The sequence below is a fragment of the Tahibacter soli genome (genome assembly GCF_025717065.2).
GTDB lineage: Bacteria > Pseudomonadota > Gammaproteobacteria > Xanthomonadales > Rhodanobacteraceae > Tahibacter > Tahibacter soli.
On record NZ_JAOVZO020000018.1, the window covers coordinates 1 to 17,521 of the forward strand.

The 17,521-nt window shown below is 69.0% G+C and carries 13 protein-coding genes and 2 pseudogenes; 11 read left to right on the plus strand and 4 right to left on the minus strand.

Translation table 11 applies throughout. The features are described from left to right. Nucleotides 1-31: 31 nt before the first annotated feature. Complete coding sequence (locus OD750_RS13760) at nucleotides 32-1,111, minus strand: substrate-binding domain-containing protein (RefSeq protein ID WP_263542299.1); 1,080 nt, start codon at nucleotides 1,109-1,111, stop codon at nucleotides 32-34. A 207-nt stretch (nucleotides 1,112-1,318) separates the two neighbouring features. Between OD750_RS13760 and OD750_RS13765 the strand changes: the two are divergent. From OD750_RS13765 to OD750_RS13805, 10 genes and pseudogenes are all read left to right on the plus strand, one after another. Further along, nucleotides 1,319-2,857 (plus strand): annotated as a pseudogene (locus OD750_RS13765) (OFA family MFS transporter); the annotation flags it as partial. A gap of 30 nt (nucleotides 2,858-2,887) precedes the next feature. Beyond that, a pseudogene (locus OD750_RS27500) lies at nucleotides 2,888-2,977 on the plus strand (MFS transporter small subunit); the annotation flags it as partial. A 53-nt stretch (nucleotides 2,978-3,030) separates the two neighbouring features. Next, nucleotides 3,031-3,546, plus strand: coding sequence for a formate dehydrogenase subunit gamma (locus tag OD750_RS13770; protein WP_263542301.1), 516 nt, complete (start codon nucleotides 3,031-3,033; stop codon nucleotides 3,544-3,546). Further along, complete coding sequence (locus OD750_RS13775) at nucleotides 3,543-5,081, plus strand: formate dehydrogenase beta subunit (RefSeq protein WP_263542302.1); 1,539 nt, start codon at nucleotides 3,543-3,545, stop codon at nucleotides 5,079-5,081. Before OD750_RS13770 ends, OD750_RS13775 begins: the two co-directional genes overlap by 4 nt. A gap of 13 nt (nucleotides 5,082-5,094) precedes the next feature. Further along, complete coding sequence (gene fdhF, locus OD750_RS13780) at nucleotides 5,095-7,947, plus strand: formate dehydrogenase subunit alpha (RefSeq protein WP_263542303.1); 2,853 nt, start codon at nucleotides 5,095-5,097, stop codon at nucleotides 7,945-7,947. Then, entirely contained in the window at nucleotides 7,944-8,768 is an 825-nt protein-coding gene (gene fdhD, locus OD750_RS13785; RefSeq protein ID WP_263542304.1) for a formate dehydrogenase accessory sulfurtransferase FdhD, read from the plus strand. The genes fdhF and fdhD overlap by 4 nt, the downstream gene beginning before the upstream one ends. Beyond that, complete coding sequence (locus tag OD750_RS13790) at nucleotides 8,765-8,980, plus strand: formate dehydrogenase subunit delta (protein ID WP_263542305.1); 216 nt, start codon at nucleotides 8,765-8,767, stop codon at nucleotides 8,978-8,980. The genes fdhD and OD750_RS13790 overlap by 4 nt, the downstream gene beginning before the upstream one ends. A gap of 64 nt (nucleotides 8,981-9,044) precedes the next feature. Then, the gene (locus OD750_RS13795) at nucleotides 9,045-9,356 is read left to right on the plus strand and encodes a hypothetical protein (protein WP_263542306.1); all 312 of its coding nucleotides are present in this window, start codon (nucleotides 9,045-9,047) and stop codon (nucleotides 9,354-9,356) included. A 184-nt stretch (nucleotides 9,357-9,540) separates the two neighbouring features. Then, a complete protein-coding gene (locus tag OD750_RS13800; protein WP_263542307.1) occupies nucleotides 9,541-11,019 on the plus strand; it encodes a hypothetical protein in 1,479 nt (492 codons plus the stop codon). A 3-nt stretch (nucleotides 11,020-11,022) separates the two neighbouring features. Further along, nucleotides 11,023-11,577 carry a hypothetical protein gene (locus OD750_RS13805; protein ID WP_263542308.1) on the plus strand — a complete coding sequence of 185 codons (555 nt, stop codon included), beginning with the start codon at nucleotides 11,023-11,025 and terminating at the stop codon, nucleotides 11,575-11,577. A 150-nt stretch (nucleotides 11,578-11,727) separates the two neighbouring features. Here OD750_RS13805 and OD750_RS13810 read toward each other — a convergent pair whose 3' ends face one another. Genes OD750_RS13810 through OD750_RS13820 form a run of 3 tightly spaced genes read right to left on the minus strand, consistent with a single transcriptional unit; the run spans nucleotide 11,728 to nucleotide 14,477 of the window. After that, nucleotides 11,728-12,558 carry a hypothetical protein gene (locus OD750_RS13810; protein ID WP_263542309.1) on the minus strand — a complete coding sequence of 277 codons (831 nt, stop codon included), beginning with the start codon at nucleotides 12,556-12,558 and terminating at the stop codon, nucleotides 11,728-11,730. Between the two features lie 10 nt (nucleotides 12,559-12,568). Then, entirely contained in the window at nucleotides 12,569-13,591 is a 1,023-nt protein-coding gene (locus tag OD750_RS13815; RefSeq protein WP_263542310.1) for a Fic family protein, read from the minus strand. 28 nt (nucleotides 13,592-13,619) lie between these two features. Continuing rightward, entirely contained in the window at nucleotides 13,620-14,477 is an 858-nt protein-coding gene (locus tag OD750_RS13820; RefSeq protein WP_263542311.1) for a hypothetical protein, read from the minus strand. 407 nt (nucleotides 14,478-14,884) lie between these two features. Between OD750_RS13820 and mprF the strand changes: the two genes are divergently transcribed. After that, a complete protein-coding gene (mprF, locus tag OD750_RS13825) occupies nucleotides 14,885-17,500 on the plus strand; it encodes a bifunctional lysylphosphatidylglycerol flippase/synthetase MprF (RefSeq protein ID WP_263542312.1) in 2,616 nt (871 codons plus the stop codon). Nucleotides 17,501-17,521 lie beyond the last annotated feature (21 nt).

A 17,521-nucleotide genomic window follows, 5' to 3' on the forward strand; every position in this document is an offset into this window, starting at 1 on the left:
TAGCGTGAATGACGAAGATTCCGTCGATCTTTCAACGTGCGAGCAGACTCGGAAACGCCTCCCCCACCGGCTGCACCATCCCCGCGCGGCTCGCGTCGTAGCCCGGCAGGCTGCCGACGCTCGCCTTGAACGCATCGCTCTGCATCAGCCCGACCACGTGCTGCACGCGCGGCGAGTCGAGCGTGTCTTCATCGCAAAGGAAAAAATATCGTTCCGTCACCACCGGCACGAAGCCGAGCGAGAAACGCCGCGCGGGCGTTTCCAGACCCAGCCCCGCGTCGGCCATCCCGCTCGCCACGTACGCCGCGACCGCCGCGTGCGTGAATTCGATTTCGTCGTAGCCGAGGATCGTTTCGCCGCGCACGCCTTCGGCCTGCAGCAAGAGATCGAGCACGAGCCGCGTCCCCGATTCCGGTTCGCGATTGACGAAGCGCACGCCGGGCTGCGCCAGGTCGCGCACGTGCAGGATGCGCCGCGGATTGTCAGGCGCGACGATCAGGCCCAGCCGCCGCGTCGCGAGATCGATCACGCACTGGCGCGACGGATCGAGCATCGACGCGTAGTGCGCGACCACTTTCTCCTGCAGTTCGCCCTGCGCGACGTGCAGGCCCGCAAGGTCGCAGCCGCCGGCATGCAGCGCCGAGAGCACTTCGCGGCTCGCGCGGTATTTGAGATCGAGCGGCACGCCCTCCTCGACGAGAAAACGCCGCATCGTTTCGACCGCGAAACCGTGCGTCGCCTGCACGCGCAGGATCGGGCGCGCCTCGGTCAGCGCGCGCTCGACTTCCACTTCGAGTTCCGATGCGAGGCTGTCGAGAAACGGCGACAGCCGCGCCGCGACGCGGCGGTCGGCCCAGACGAGTTTTTCCCCGAGCGGCGACAGCTTCGCGCCGCGTCCGCGCACCGTGGCCAGAAGCGGCGCGCCGAAATCGCGCTCGGCCTGCTTGAGCATGCCCCACGCGTAGCGGTACGAGAGATCGACGCGCTCGCACGCCGCGGCGAGCTGCCCGCATTCGTCGACCGCGACGAGAAGCTCGATCAGTCGCGGCACGAGCTGGCGGCCGTCGGAATGGCGCAGATCCCATTGTGGACGAATGGCAACTTTGAACATCGCTGGCTCCGTCGCGGCGCGGCAGCTGGCTGTCGAGAACCGATTGGTTCGGCTATTTACAGCATATTGGTCGACCAAAGTCCAAGTGTTCGGCGCGGAATGAATAGTAGAGTCGAGCGGGACGCAGGCAATTCATAGGCTTTCCAGTACATATATAACCGGCCGCCGCGTTCCGAATCCATTCGCAACGATCCTCGGGAGGGACGTATGGCGACCGTGCCGCAAGCACTCGATCTGCCCGGCGGGACACCGGGATTGCTCGACAAGGAACGCACCATCGCAGCACCGGGCTACAACCGCTGGCTCGTGCCGCCCGCAGCGCTCGCGATTCATCTGTGCATCGGCATGGCCTACGGTTTTTCGGTGTTCTGGCTGCCGCTCGCGAAAGCGGTCGGCGTCACCGCGCCGGTCGCCTGCCCCGCCGACATGGGCTTTTTCGCGGCGATCGTCGCGACGCAGTGCGACTGGACCGTCACGTCGCTCGGCTGGATGTACACCTTGTTCTTCGTGTTTCTCGGCTCGTCGGCCGCGACCTTCGGCGGCTGGCTCGAACACGCCGGACCGCGCAAGGCCGGCTTCGTCGCGGCCGTGTGCTGGTGCGGCGGGCTCGTCATTTCCGCGCTCGGCATCTATCTGCACCAGATCTGGATGCTGTGGCTCGGCTCCGGCGTCATCGGCGGCATCGGCCTGGGCCTCGGATACATTTCACCAGTTTCCACTTTGATCAAATGGTTTCCCGATCGGCGCGGCATGGCCACCGGCATGGCGATCATGGGGTTCGGCGGCGGCGCGATGATCGGCGCGCCGATGGCCGACAAGCTGATGAGGCACTTCGCCACACCGACGTCGGTCGGCGTGTGGGAAACGTTCCTCGTCATGGCCGCGGTGTACTTCGTGTTCATGACCTGCGGCGCGTTCGGCTATCGCGTGCCGCCGTCGGGCTGGAAACCCGCGGGCTGGACGCCGCCGCCGCCGAAGCAGGCGTCGATGATCGCGACGAGGAGCGTGCATCTGAACCAGGCGTGGAAGACGCCGCAGTTCTGGCTGATCTGGGGCGTGCTGTGCCTCAACGTGAGCGCCGGCATCGGGGTGCTCGGCATGGCCTCGCCGATGCTGCAGGAAGTGTTCGGCGGCAAGCTGATCGGCGTCGATCTCGGCTTCAACGATCTGTCGGCCGAACAGAAGGCGCAGATCGCGACGATCGCCGCGGGCTTCACCGGACTTCTGAGCCTGTTCAACATCGTCGGGCGGTTCTTCTGGGCGTCGATCTCCGACCGCATCGGCCGCAAGGTCACGTACGCGATCTTCTTCCTGCTCGGCATCGTGCTGTACGCGTCGGCGCCGTCGCTCGGCCACGCGGGCCAGATCGCGCTGTTCGTCGGCGCGTTCGGCATCATCCTGTCGATGTACGGCGGCGGCTTCGCCACGGTGCCGGCGTATCTCGCCGACATGTTCGGCACGCAGATGGTCGGCGCGATTCACGGGCGGCTGCTCACGGCGTGGTCGGCGGCCGGCATCCTCGGGCCGTTCCTGATGACCTACATCCGCGACGTGCAGATCGCGCACGGCGTGCCGAAGGCGCAGGTCTACGACGTGACGATGTACATCCTCGTGGGGCTGCTGGTGCTGGGTCTCGTCTGCAACCTGCTGATCAGACCCGTCGATCCGAAGTACCAGATGACCGACGAGGAACTCGCCGCTGAAAAGCGCAAGTCGCACGAGGTGGCCGCGAGCCCGGCGAATGCCGTCGAGGCGTCGACGGCCGCGAGCTTCACGCCGGCCGTGCTGTTCGCGTGGCTCGCCGTCGGCATCCCGATCGGGTGGGGCGCCTGGCTGACGTTGCGCAAGGCGCTCGTCCTCTTTTGACCGTCTTGCGCGACAATGACCGATCGACGGACAACCGACCGACCTGGAAATCCATGCCGCCAGCCACCCAGCCAGCGATGATCCTGAAAGAACCCGGCCTCGCGCCGGACGCGCGCCGCGCGGTGCTCGACGCGATCGAACCGCGCCGCGCGCTGCCCGGCGCGCTGCTGCCGATCCTGCACGCGGTGCAGGACGCGCTCGGCTACGTGCCGCGCGACGCCGTGCCGCTGATCGCGAACGCGCTGAACCTGTCGCGCGCCGACGTGCACGGCGTCGTCAGCTTCTATCACTATTTTCGCAGCGAGCCGTGCGGCCGGCACATCGTGCAGATCTGCCGCGCCGAAAGCTGCCAGGCGATGGGCGCGGTCGCGCTCGAGGCGCACGCGAAGGCGACGCTCGGCGTCGACTGGCACGAAACCACGCGCGACGGCGCGGTGACGCTCGAACCCGTGTACTGCCTCGGCAACTGCGCGTTGTCGCCGGCCGTGATGATCGACGGCGACCTGCACGGACGCGTTACGCCGCAGTCGTTCGACACGCTCGTCGCGGCGACGCGGAGCGGCGCATGACGACGACGCTCTACGTGCCGCGCGACGCGGCGGCGCTGTCGGTCGACGCCGACGCCGTTGCCGTGCGCATCGCGCAGGAAGCCGCCGCGCGCGGCATCGACGTGCGCATCGTGCGCAACGGCTCGCGCGGCCTGTTCTGGCTCGAACCGCTGGTCGAAGTCGCGACATCCGCAGGCCGCGTCGCCTACGGGCCGGTCGCAACGCGCGACGTCGCAAGCCTGTTCGACGCGGGTTTTCTTTCCGGCGGTTCGCATGCGCTCGCGCTCGGCGTCACCGACGACATCGCCTATCTCAAATCGCAGGATCGTCTCACCTACGCGCGCATCGGCGTGATCGATCCGCTCGACGCGGACGACTACGCCGCGCACGGCGGCTGGACGGGCCTCGCCAACGCGGCGGCGCTCGCACCGGCCGACATCGTCGCGGCCGTGACGGAATCGGGCCTGCGCGGCCGCGGCGGCGCGGCGTTTCCGGCCGGCATCAAATGGAAAACCTGCGCCGATGCCGTATCGGAACAAAAATACATCGTCTGCAACGCCGACGAGGGCGACTCGGGCACGTATGCCGATCGCCTGACGCTCGAAGGCGATCCGTTCTGCCTGATCGAAGGCATGGCGATCGCCGCGCTCGCGGTCGGCGCGACCGAAGGCTACGTGTACATCCGCAGCGAGTATCCGCATGCGTTTCGCACGTTCTCGCAGGCGATCGACATCGCGACGCAGGCCGGCTGGCTCGGCGACGACGTCGCGGGCTCGGGCCGCGCGTTTCGCCTGCACGCGCGGCTCGGCGCCGGCGCGTACATCTGCGGCGAGGAAACCTCCTTGCTCGAATCGCTCGAAGGCCGCCGCGGCCAGGTGCGCGTCAAGCCGCCGCTGCCGGCGATCGAAGGGCTGTTCGGCAAGCCCACCGTGATCAACAACGTGGTGACGCTCGCGAGCGTGCCGATCGTGCTCGCGCGCGGCGCGGCGTACTACCGCGACTACGGCGTCGGCCGGTCGCGCGGCACGCTGCCGCTGCAGCTCGCGGGCAACGTCAAGTACGCAGGGCTCGTCGAGAAGGCGTTCGGCCTCACCTTGCGCGAGCTGCTGTACGACTACGGCGGCGGCAGCGCGAGCGGCCGGCCGATCCGCGCGGTGCAGATCGGCGGGCCGCTCGGCGCGTACCTGCCCGCGTCGAAGTTCGACACCGTGATCGACTACGAAGCGTTCGCCGCGGCAGGCGGCATGCTCGGCCACGGCGGCGTCGTCGCGTTCGACGACACGGTCGACATGGCCGCGCAGGCGCGCTTCGCGCTGGAATTCTGCGCGGTCGAATCGTGCGGCAAATGCACGCCGTGCCGCATCGGCGCGACGCGCGGCGTCGAGGTGATCGACCGCATCCGCGCAGGCGTCGACCGCGCGCGCAACGAAACGCTGCTGCGCGATCTCGCCGACACGATGATCCACGGTTCGCTGTGCGCGCTCGGCGGCATGGCACCGTTTCCCGTTCTGAGCGCGCTCGATCATTTCGCCGAAGATTTCGGCGCGCGGCAATAAGGAGTCAACGACCATGTTGTCGATCGTCGAAAACGATCTCGGCACCCCCGCCTCGAGGGCCGCATCGCGCGTCACGCTGACGATCGACGGCGTGCCGGTCACGGTGCCCGAAGGCACGTCCGTCATGCGCGCCGCGGCGCTCGCCGGCACGCAGATTCCGAAGCTGTGCGCGACCGAAATGCTCGACGCGTTCGGTTCGTGCCGCCTGTGCCTCGTGGAGATCGAAGGCCGCAAGGGCTATCCCGCCTCGTGCACGACGCCGGTCGCCGCCGGCATGGCCGTGCGCACGCAGACGCCGAAGCTCGCCGGCCTGCGCCGCAACGTCATGGAATTGTATATTTCCGATCACCCGCTCGACTGCCTCACCTGCCCCACGAACGGCCACTGCGAGCTGCAGGACATGGCCGGCAGCGTCGGCCTGCGCGACGTGCGCTACGGCTACGACGGCGCGAACCATCGCGCGGCGCAGAAGGACGAGAGCAATCCGTATTTCACGTTCGATCCGTCCAAGTGCGTCGTCTGTTCGCGCTGCGTGCGCGCGTGCGACGAGGTGCAGGGCACGTTCGCGCTGACGATCCAGGGCCGCGGGTTCGATTCGAAAGTATCGGCGAGCCAGGACGAATCGTTCATCGGCTCCGAATGCGTCAGCTGCGGCGCCTGCGTGCAGGCGTGCCCCACGGCGACGCTGACCGAGAAATCGTTGATCGATCTCGGCCAGCCGCAGCGCAGCGTCGTGACCACCTGCGCGTATTGCGGCGTCGGCTGCTCCTTCCGCGCCGAGATGAAGGGCGAAGAGCTCGTGCGCATGGTGCCCAATCAGGACGGCCAGGCGAACCACGGCCATTCGTGCGTCAAGGGACGCTTCGCGCTCGGCTACGCGACGCACCGCGATCGCATCACGACGCCGATGATCCGCAAGCGCATCGCCGATCCGTGGCAGCCGGTGAGCTGGGAAACCGCCATCGCGCACGTCGCGTCGGAATTCAAGCGGCTGCAGGCGACGTACGGGCGCCACAGCGTCGGCGGCATCACCTCGTCGCGCTGCACCAACGAGGAAACGTATCTCGTGCAGAAGCTGGTGCGCGCGGCGTTCGGCACGAACAACGTCGACACCTGCGCGCGCGTGTGCCATTCGCCGACCGGCTACGGTCTCAAGCAGACGCTCGGCGAGTCGGCCGGCACGCAGGATTTCGACTCCGTCGAACATGCCGACGTCGTGCTCGTGATCGGCGCGAACCCGACCGACGGCCATCCGGTGTTCGCGTCGCGCCTCAAGCAGCGGCTGCGCGAAGGCGCGAAGCTGATCGTGATCGACCCGCGCCGCATCGACCTCGTGCGCACGCCGCACGTCGAGGCGCAGCATCACCTGAAGCTGCGTCCCGGCACGAACGTCGCGGTGCTCAACGCGCTCGCGCACGTGATCGCGACCGAAGGACTCGTCGACGAGGCCTTCGTCGCCGCGCGCTGCGAGGGCCCGGCGTTCGCGAAGTGGCGCGCGTTCGTCGGCGAGTCGCGCAACTCGCCCGAAGCGCTCGAAGCGGAAACCGGCGTGCGGGCCGAGGAGGTGCGCGCCGCTGCGCGCCTGTACGCGACGGGCGGCAACGCGGCGATCTACTACGGTCTCGGCGTGACCGAGCACTCGCAAGGTTCCACCGCGGTGATGGGCATCGCGAACCTCGCGATGGCGACCGGCAACATCGGGCGCGTCGGCGTCGGCGTCAATCCGCTGCGCGGCCAGAACAACGTGCAGGGCTCGTGCGACATGGGTTCGTTTCCGCACGAGTTTCCGGGCTATCGCCACGTCTCGGACGTCGCGGTGCGCGAGAGCTTCGAGCGCGCCTGGGGCGTGCCGCTGCACGACGAGCCGGGCCTGCGCATTCCGAACATGTTCGAAGCGGCGCTCGACGGCAGCTTCAAGGGCCTCTACATCGAAGGCGAAGACATCGCGCAGAGCGATCCGAACACGCAGCACGTCACCGCCGCGCTGACCGCGATGGAATGCGTGGTCGTGCAGGATCTGTTTCTCAACGAGACCGCGAAATTCGCGCACGTGTTCCTGCCCGGCAGTTCCTTTCTGGAAAAGGACGGCACGTTCACGAATGCCGAACGCCGCATTTCGCGCGTGCGCCGCGTGATGGCGCCGAAGGCGCGCTACGCCGACTGGGAAGCCACGCAGCTGATCGCGCAGGCGATGGGCTATCCGATGAACTACGCGCATCCGTCGCAGATCATGGACGAGATCGCGGCGCTGACGCCGACGTTCACCGGCGTGAGCTACGAGAAGCTCGACCGCCTCGGCAGCATCCAGTGGCCGTGCAACGAAGCGCACCCCGACGGCACGCCGACGATGCACATCGACGCGTTCGTGCGCGGCAAGGGCCGCTTCATGTTGACGCAGTACGTGCCGACGACCGAACGCGTCAACGCGAAGTATCCGCTCCTGCTCACGACCGGCCGCATCCTGTCGCAGTACAACGTCGGCGCGCAGACGCGCCGCACGCCGAACAATATGTGGCACAACGAAGACGTGCTCGAGCTGCATCCGCACGACGCCGACGAGCGCGGCATCGCCGACGGCGACTGGGTCGGCGTCGAAAGCCGCGCCGGCGACACCGTGCTGCGCGCGCGCATTTCCGATCGCATGCAGCCGGGCGTCGTGTACACGACGTTCCACTTCCCGGAGTCGGGCGCGAACGTCGTGACGACCGAAAACTCCGACTGGGCGACGAACTGCCCCGAGTACAAGGTCACCGCGGTACAGGCGACGCGCGTGTCGCAACCGTCGGAATGGCAGAAGCGGCACGAGGCGTTCACGCACGAGCAGCTCTCGCTGTTGCGCGGGGCGCGGCAGACGGCGCCGCGATGAGCGCACCGCCGGGCGCCGTCGAGCGCCGCGTCGCGCGCTGGCGCGACGGCGCGCTCGACGAGCGCGCCGACCGCATCGCCGAGGAGGTGCCGGTGGCGTTCGCCTACAACGGCGAGCCTTTCGCCGTGATGATGGCGACGCCGTCCGACCTCGCCGATTTCGCGCTCGGCTTTTCGCTGACCGAAGGCGTGATCGCGCACGCCGAGGAACTTGCGGACATCGGCGTCGCGCAGCGCCTGGAAGGCTGGGAGATCGCGCTGACGATCCCGCCCTCCCGCGCGCGGGCGCTCGCCTCGCGCGAACGCACGCTCGAGGGCCGCAGCGGCTGCGGCGTATGCGGCAGCAAGCGCCTCGACGACCTCGTGCGCGTGCCGGCGCCGGTCGCGGCCGAACCGCGCGTGAGCGCATCGGCGCTCGATGCCGCGCTCGTGGCGATGGCCGCGCGCCAGTCGCTCGCCGCGGCGACCGGCGCGACGCACGCGGCGGCGTGGGCGGGCGCCGACGGCGACATCGCGTTCGTGCGCGAAGACGTCGGCCGTCACAACGCGCTCGACAAGCTGATCGGCGCGATCGCCCGCGCGAACGTCGACCGCGACGCCGGTTTCGCGATCGTCACGAGCCGCGCGAGCTACGAACTCGCGATGAAGGCCGCGGGCGCCGGCATCGGCCTGCTCGCGGCGGTGTCGGCGCCGACCGCGCTCGCGATTTCACTCGCCGACAGCGCGAATCTCACGCTGATCGGTTTCGCGCGGCCGGGCGGCTGCGCGGTCTACACTCATCACCGGCGCTACGCCGGCGCGCCGCAGGGAGGCAATCCATGAACGTCGAGCGGCTCGTGCAGATGGCGAACGACATCGGCCGCTATTTCGCCGCCGAGCCCGACCGCGAAGAAGCGGTCGCGGGCATCGCCGGTCATCTGAAGCGCTTCTGGGAGCCGCGCATGCGCACGGCGATCCTCGCGCACCTCGCGGCCGGCGGCGAAGGTCTCGACGACCTCGCGCGCGCCGGCGTCGAACGGCTCGCGACGTTGTGACGCCACCCTTGTCGCGGCGCCGACCCGGCCGCAATATCGCGAGCAACCTCGCCGGAGCCGACCGATGACCGCCCGCCCGCTGCCCTCGCTCGCGTTCACCGTGCTCGCATTCGTCGCGCTGGCGCAAAACCAGGCCATCGACTTCGCGGGCCGGCAAATCGGTCATGTCGCCTACTGCTCGTACGAGACGGCGGCACCGCTGGCGGACCATGCCCCGCCGCGGCCGGTCGATCTGCCGCAGCGTCTCGCCGCCGCGCAGGCGGCGCCCGCCGACCGGAACCGCCGCGCCGGACCGGGCACCGGCGTCTTCGTCGTCACGCTGGCTTGGCTCGCCGCACAGGCCTGGACGACGCCGGGCCTGTTCTGGAACCCGTAAAGCCGCGCCGTTGCGCGATTGTCATGGCTTTGTCAGGCCGTTTTGACCGCGCGTTCAGCGCACACTGAAGCGCCGCGGCCCCAACGGGCGCAGTGTCGAACCGCCTGCCGCACGTTGCGCAGGCCGGCACGGCGCGATCGGATACGGGCCGGTTCCGGGCCGACATCTCTGACGAGGGTGCATCATGAATCGGTGGTCTTGTTTCGGCGCGCGGCGCGCGCGGCAGTGGGCGGCGCTCGGTCTGGGCCTCGTCGCGTTCGGCGGGCAGGCGCTCGCGCAATGGTCGAACGATCCGGCCGTCAACACGGTCGTCGCCGACGCCGCCGGCGAGCAGACGCTGCCGAAAGTCGTCGCGGCGCCGGACGGCGGCTACTACGTCAGCTGGGCCGATGCGCCGAACGGCTACGACATCCGCCTGCAGAAACTCGACGCGGCCGGCAATGCGCTGTGGGCGCCCGGCGGCGTACTCGTCGCCGACCGCAGCTTCAGCTTCGTCTACGACTACAGCCTCGCGGTCGACACGGCCGGCAACGCGCTGCTCGCGTTCCACTGCTGCGAGAACAATTCCGCGGACGAACACATCGTCGCGCAGCGCATGTCGCCGCAGGGCGCGCCGCTGTGGGGCGCGAACGGCGTGACCGTGTCGAGCGCCGGCGAAGGCGGCCTCGTGTCCCGCATCGCGGGCACGAGCGACGGCGGCGCCGCGGTCGCGTGGGCGAACGCGACCTCGCAGGTGCGCGTGCAGAAGCTCGACGCGCAGGGCGCGCCGCAGTGGGCCGGAGCGGGCGTCACGTATGCGCCGACCGGCAACGGCAAGTTCCTGCTGTCCGACCTGCAGGCGTCGGACAACGGCAACGCGATCGTGTCGTTTCAGGCGCAGCTCGCGAACTTCAACCGCCAGCTTTGGACGCAGAAGCTCGCGTCGGCCGACGGCGCGTCGCTGTGGGGCGCGAGCCCGGTCGTGATCTCGGACAATTCCAGCGGCATCCTGCAGCTCGGCTACTTCCCGCCGTTCGTCGACGACGGCGCCGGCGGCGCGGTGTACGTCTGGTACGTCGTGTCGGGCCTGAACGGCGGCAACGTGCGTGCGCAGCACGTCGACGCGGCCGGCGCGAAAAAGCTCGCCGCGAACGGCCTCGATCTCACGATCGACGCGACGCAAAGCCACTACAACGCGGTCGGCTTCTACGACCGCGCCACCGGCGACATCTACGCGCTGTGGCAGGACGTGCGCATCACGCCGACGCAGCGCTACTACGGCATGTCGGCGCAGCGCGTCGACGCGACCGGCGCCCGGGCGTGGGGCGACAACGGCAAGACGCTGCTCGCGACCGACCTGCCGATCACGACGTCGCAGTTCACCGCGCTGCCGGCGCCGGGCGGCATGCTCGCCGGCTGGGTCACCGACACGCTGCCGAACCCGACGCCGATGGCCGTCGCGCGCATCGCGGCGAACGGCGACTACGTCTGGTCGACGCCGTGGACCACCGTGAAGACGGCCACGTCGAACGTCTCGCGCGCCGGCGGCGTCGCGTCGGCCGACCAGGCGGTATACGTGTGGAGCGATTCGGCCGCCGACGAAGGCGACGTGCGCGTGCAGAACCTGCGCTACGACGGCACGCTCGGCGACAGCGACACGATCTTCGAGTCGGGCTTCGAGTAAGCGATGACGCCGATCCTCGCGGCGCTCGCGTTTGCGACCGCCGCGGCGGCACAGCCGGACGGCTGTGCCGCCTTGTCCACATTGATCTTTTCCGGCAACGGCGGCTGGCGGGCGCATGGCGCGGCGCCGGCGTGGCGCGTCGACGACGGCGGGTTCGCGATCGACGACGACGGCGCGCGCGTCTACGACGCGAGCGTCGAATCGCCCGCGTTCGCGGTGCCGAACGAGCGCGGCGAGATCGTCGTCGAGCATAGCGTCGACGTGTCGTGGGCGAGCACGGCGGCGGTGCTCGACGTGTCGATCGACGGTGCGCCGTGGCGCGACTTCGTCGCGGCGGGCGGCAGATTCGACGGTGGCGGATACGACGCGACGAGCTACCGCGGCAACCCGCTCGGCGAACGCGCGGCGTGGGGCGGCACCACGGCACTCCTCACGCGAGCGGTACTGCCGCGCGAAACGCACGGCAAGCATGTTCGGCTGAGGTTTCGCATCGGGTCGGGCGGGTCGGGAGATGCGCGGGCGGGGTGGCGGATCGGGCGGGTGGGTTGTGCGTGGTAGCACGCATCGCCGCTCGCTTCCCGCTCTTCATCCCGGCGAATGCGGCCGGTCGACGCGCCTCGCGGAATTCTTTCGCCATGGCCCGGTCGCGGCGGGAGGTCGACCCGGTCCGGCACGACGGCGGCGCCGTCGTGCCGGGACGCCGGTCGGTCAGTACCCGCTGTAGTACGAATCGCAATAGTGGCGATCGAACTGGTCGTACCACTCCTTGCAGATGTCGTACTTGCGCCGGTAGGTGATCAGCCGGTTGTATACATTCATCATGTTGTACCACATCCCGTCGAGCGCGCCGAGATTGATGTTGACCGAAAACGGTCCGCGCCCGAATCCGATGCCGGAGCCGAACCACGATCCGATGTAGCGGTCGATCTGCGCCGACTCGATGCGCTGCCGGATCATCCAGGCGCCGTTTTCGCAGACGTAGCGCGGATTGGAGAACTCGTCCTTGACCGTGTTCAGGTCCGGAAAAGTGCTGCAGTTCTCGATGTCCGCGAGGTACGACGTCTCGCACTGCGACGGGTCGCGCGACGGATTGGAATAGCAACCGGCGAGCATTTCGTTGGCGTACGAGTAGTGCCCGTTGATCTGGATGCGGTACAACTCGGCGCTCCAGCCGACGAAACGGCTGGGATACGGATACGTCGCGCCCGCGAGGACGGACGACGCCGAACTCGGCACGCCGGCGACGAATTCGCGCGTGCAGTCCTTCGGACGGCCTTCGCGTCCGAGCACGTCGCAGATGTCCGGTGCCGACGGGTAGTAGTCGTATTCCGGATAGACGCCCCAGTCGTAGTAGCCCCAGACGCCGTCGCTCAAGTCGCCGAGATAGATTTCGGGACTGTTGTTGTACACGCCTATGACGTCGATCACGCCGAGCGTATACGGGCTTCCCTGGACGTTGTAGAGGCTCGCCTCCGCGCGCGGAGCAAACGTGCCGGCGAGCGCGAGCGCCCCGGCGACGGCCATTCCCAGTACTTTCACTATCGTCTCCTTAATTCAAGACTTTAAAGATGGACGGAGTCATGACATCCATTGCGCCGATGGCCGCAGGATCGACGAGCCCCGTTCGTTTCGTTGGAAGGTCTCCATTCCCCGCACACGCTTCCCACAGGAAGTCCGGCGTACCGGACTTCCTCCCAGACACCTCGTCGCTCGCGCACGCGCGTCCGCCCGATTCGGGCATCGCCGCGCCGCAAGACGGCGCCGGCGCGGCGCCATGCCTTGCCGCCAGCAACTCGTCGAACCGGCGCTGCGCAGCGCGCATGTCGCCTGAAATGCTTCGCGCGCCCGCGGACGCGGTCGCGACCAGCGCGTCGAACTCGTCGAAATTCCCGCGCAGCAGTCGCGGATACGCCGCTCTCCAGAAGCGTCCGGACGCCTGGAAAAAGAACGCGATATTCAGCGCGGCCGCCGACGGGCCGCGCAGGTCGCGCAGCAGTCGATAGACCAGGCTTCTCGTCGTGCGGCCGTTCCCGTCGACGAACGGGTGCACGGCGACGACGGCGATTCCGAGCGCGAAGGCCGCGGCGACCCCGCGGTTGCCCGCGTCGTAGCGCGAGAACAGGCGCTTGACGATGCCTTTCACGTCGGACGGGGCCGGCAGCCGCATGACCGATCCGTCGGGCAGCGCGGTCGCGAGTTCGTGGACCCTGAACGGGTTCTCGGGCGAGTCGCCGACGACGATGCCGCGATGAAACTGCCGCAGGGTTGCGAAGCCGGGACGCCGCATGTCCACTTCCGTCGCGCGCGATCGCAGGCGCAAGCCCACGGCGAGCAGCGACGTGTCCGGCGCGGCGTCCAGCGGCCGCGGCAGCGCAGACGGATGGACCGGCAGCGCGCCACGCCATGGCGCCGAGGAAATGGCATACGCCGCCAGGACGTCCCAGAGCGCGTCGTCAAAACCCGGATCTTCCTCGGCGTTCGCGTCGCCGGCGCGGCGCGCGCCCGCGTGATCGAGCAGCGCGAGCAGCGTCGCCGGCGCGATCCGCGGACCGCGGAGGTCGCGATCGGCCACGAAGAGTCTCGGCATCGCCTCCATGGCGTTACCGCGCGCCCGACTGCAAGCGGGTTTCGACGTCGCGCAGCGCGAATTCGATTTTCTTGCGCGCGGCGTCGTTGCGGGCCGCCGCCAATGCCTGCGTATAGTATTTGCGCGCGAGTTCGAGGTTCGGCTGCGCCGCGCCGTGATAGGTCTCCGCGAGCTTCAGCGCGGCATCGGGATCGTTCGCTTCGGCGAGCGTGGTCAGGTGCTTCCGCACCTTGCCGAGCCACTCGTCGTATTGCGAACTTTGCGGCCTGACATTTTTCGGCGGATACGAGTACAGGCTCAGCATGGCATTCCGGTCGCCGGCCTCGGCCGCCATGAGCGCCCATTCGCCGTAGGCGGCCAGTTCGTCTTCGGTCAACTGGCGACACTGGTCGCGAGCGATCTGCTGGTTCTTCTTGAGTGCGTTGTCGGCCGCGACGCTGCCGGTCTCGCCGAACGACGCGTACTTCTTTTCATTGAGCAGATGGTCTTCGCACTCGGCGAGCACCTGCGCCAGCGTGTAGGCCGCGGCGGCGTCGCCGGCCGACGCGCGGGCGGAAAGATCGCCGTAGACGTCGCGCATCGTGCGCGTCGAGAAATCTTCCTTGATGGCGTTGAGCGGTTTGTACTGCGCGAGCAGCGCGCGCTCGGCCAGCGCGTTCGCTTGCGCGGTGGTCAGCGTTGCCGATTCTTCGGGAGCGCGATCGCCGGTCGACGCCGCCGCCGCGGCCTTTGGCGCCGACGTGCCCGGAGCCGAAGACGGCGCTCCCGCGGCGGTCCGCTCGTCGGGCGCGAGCGGCGCGCGATCGAACACGTAGACGAAGGCGCCGACGAGGATCAGCAGCCCGACGAATGAAGCAATGCGTTTTCCCATGATCCGTCCTCGGTAGCACCGCGCACTCGGCGGCAGACACCATGTCGCCGCACGAACGCGCGTGCGCGTTTCGTCCGTATGTTTACGAATGGCCGATTGCAAAGGTGAAATGCCACGGCTGACATTTCCCGCGCATCTGCGCCGCTCGCCGCGTCGTTCGACCCGGCACATGAAGCATTACCGGAATGTCGCGAAAAATCGGATCATGCCGATGTCGCAGGCGACGATGCGGTCGCCCCGCGGAACGATGGTCCGACGCACCGCGCCGGCCGCCGCAGCGTTTCCCGGCAAGCGGCATGCCGAGAATCCCGCGGCACTTCGCCCCGCCCGCGCTGTCGGAATCGCCCGGCTACGCCTCGCCACGCCTTTGCCGCACAATCCGCTACGGCCCGCCCAGCAGGACGCTCATGACCGACGCCGCCATCGACGACACCCCCGCCCGCGGTCGCGCCGCCCGCCTGCGCTGGCTCGTGCCGATCGCGTTCCTCGCGCTGACGGGCTGGCTCGTCTGGCGCGAACTCGACACGTTCGACCTCGCGCAGACGCAGCGCACGCTGCTCGCCGTGCCGACGCTAGGCGCGCTCGGCATCGCGCTCGCGGCGTTCGCCGCGGTCGCGGCGACCGGCCTCGTCGACCTCGTGATCGCGCGCTGGCTCGGCATCGCCATGCCCGCGCGCGACATGCTGCAGCTCGCGTTCGTCGCCAACGCGCTGGCCAATACCGTGAATCTTTCCGGCGCGATGGGCGCCGGCGTGCGGCTGATGGGGCTGACGTCCGGCGGCGTCGAGCTGTCGCGCGCCGCGGCGCTGATCGGCATGCAGGCGCTGTCGCTGCCGCTGGGCCTCTCGTTGCTCGTCGTCGCGACGCTCGCGCTCGGCAGCCTGCCGATGACGCCCGGCACCGCGACGCGCTGGCTCGCGTACGCCGTGCTCGCCGGCGCCGCGCTGTACCTGCCGTTGTATTTCGCGCTGACGCGTCAACGCCGCCTGATGCGCTGGCTGCCGGCCGAACAGCCGCTGCCGGGCTGGGGTCTGCGGCTCGCGCTGACCGGCCTGTCGCTCGTCGACTGGCTGTTCGCCTGCGCGGTGCTGTACGCGTGCCTGCACGTCAGCGGTGCGGCGGTCGAACCGCTGATGCTCGTCGGCGCGTTCGCCGGCGCGTCGGTGCTCGGGCTCGTCAGCCTCGTGCCGGGCGGCATCGGCGTGTTCGACGGTCTGATGCTGCTCGCGCTCGGCGCGGCCGGCTACGACCAGGCGGCGATTCTCTCCGCGCTGTTCCTGTTCCGCCTCGCCTATTACCTCTTGCCGCTGTTCTTCGGGCTGTACGCGGGATCGGGCATGCTGGCCAACCGCCTGCCGCTCCTGGTGCGCCTGCGCGAGCGTCTCGCGGGGCACCCGCTGTTCGGCCTGCTCGGCCTGCCGGCGAGCCTGCTCGCCGATCTCGGCGTGCGCCTGATCGCGGTGTTCACGTTCGGCGCCGGCGTGCTGGCGCTCGCGTCGGCCGCGATACCCGCGGTGCACGAACACATCCAGGTCGTGCGCGAGCACATGCCGCTCCTCGCCGTCGAGGGCGCGTACTGGCTCAGCGTGCTCACCGGCGTGCTGCTACTGGGTCTTGCGCGCGGCATCGACGGACGGCTGCGCGTGGCGTATCCGCTGACGCAGGCGGTGCTGCTCGCCTCGGCGCTGCTCGCGCTGACCAAGGGCCTGCATTTCGGCGAGGCGCTGTTCGTGCTCGGCGTGATGGCGCTGTTGCGCACGCGCAAGGCCGCGTTCACGCAGCGCGCGATGAGCCTCATGTCGGCGACGACGTTCGGCTGGTTCGCGGGACTCGTGGGCGTCGTCGTCGTGTTCTTCGCGATCGGCGTCGCCGCGGTGCTCGGCGACGATTCGTTCGACCTCTTCTACATCGGCTTCGGCGAACATTCGTCGCGGCTCGCGCGCGGCCTCGCGGCAGCCGTGCTCGGCATGGTCGTCTACCTCATCTGGCAGAGCTTCGCGGTACGCCGCCCGCATCCGGCGGCGCCGGTGCGCGCCGAGCTCGCCGAAGCGCGCGAAATCTATCTCAAGCACGGCGGCGGCGAGTTCGCGCACCTGTCGTTCATGGGCGACAAGTCGCTGTTCTGGGCCGCCGACCGGCAGGCCGTCGTCGCATACGGCGTGATCCGCGACCGGCTCGTCGCGCTCGGCACGCCGTGCGGGCCGGACGCCGCGGTGTCGCGCGCGATCCTCGACTTTCGCCGCTACGCCGACAGCCAGGACCGGCGCCCGCTGTTCTACGAAGTGCTCGAACCCGACCTGTCGCTGTTCCACGACCACGGCTTCGACCTGTTCAAACTGGGCGAACTGGCCATCGTTCCGCTGTCCGAGTTCTCGCTCGCCGGCAAGCGCTGGGAGGACCTGCGCCAGGCGGTGAACCGCTCGACCAAGGAGAACCTCACGTTCGAACTCGCGCACCCGCCGTTCGACACGGTGCTCATGGCCGACGTCGAGCGCGTGTCCGACGCGTGGCTCGCCGACAAGGGCGGCAGCGAGAAGGGTTTCTCGCTCGGCCGCTACGACGCGGACTATCTCGGCTGGAGCCCGCTCGCGCTCGTGCGCCGCGGCGACGAACTGCTCGCGTTCGCGAACGTGCTGCCGGCCTACGGACCGAACGGCACGGCGAGCGTCGATCTGATGCGACACGTGCCCGGCGCGCCGCGCTCGACGATGGATTTTCTGTTCGCGCGCGTGATGCAGTGGGCGCAGGAATCGGGCTACGCGCAGTTCAGCCTCGGCATGGCGCCGCTGTCGAACGTCGGCGCCAACCCGTACGCGCGCATCAACGAGCGGCTCGCGTCGCTCGCGTTCCGCTACGGCAACAGCCGTTACAATTATCAAGGTGTACGACGGTACAAAGACAAGTTCAAGCCGGAATGGACCGGCTCGTACCTCGCCTATCCGCGCGGCATGTGGGTGCCGGGCCTGCTCGTCGACGTCGCGGCGCTCGTCGCCGGCGGCTATCGCAAGCTGCTGCGCGGCTGAGCGCACGAGCCGTCGTCCGCT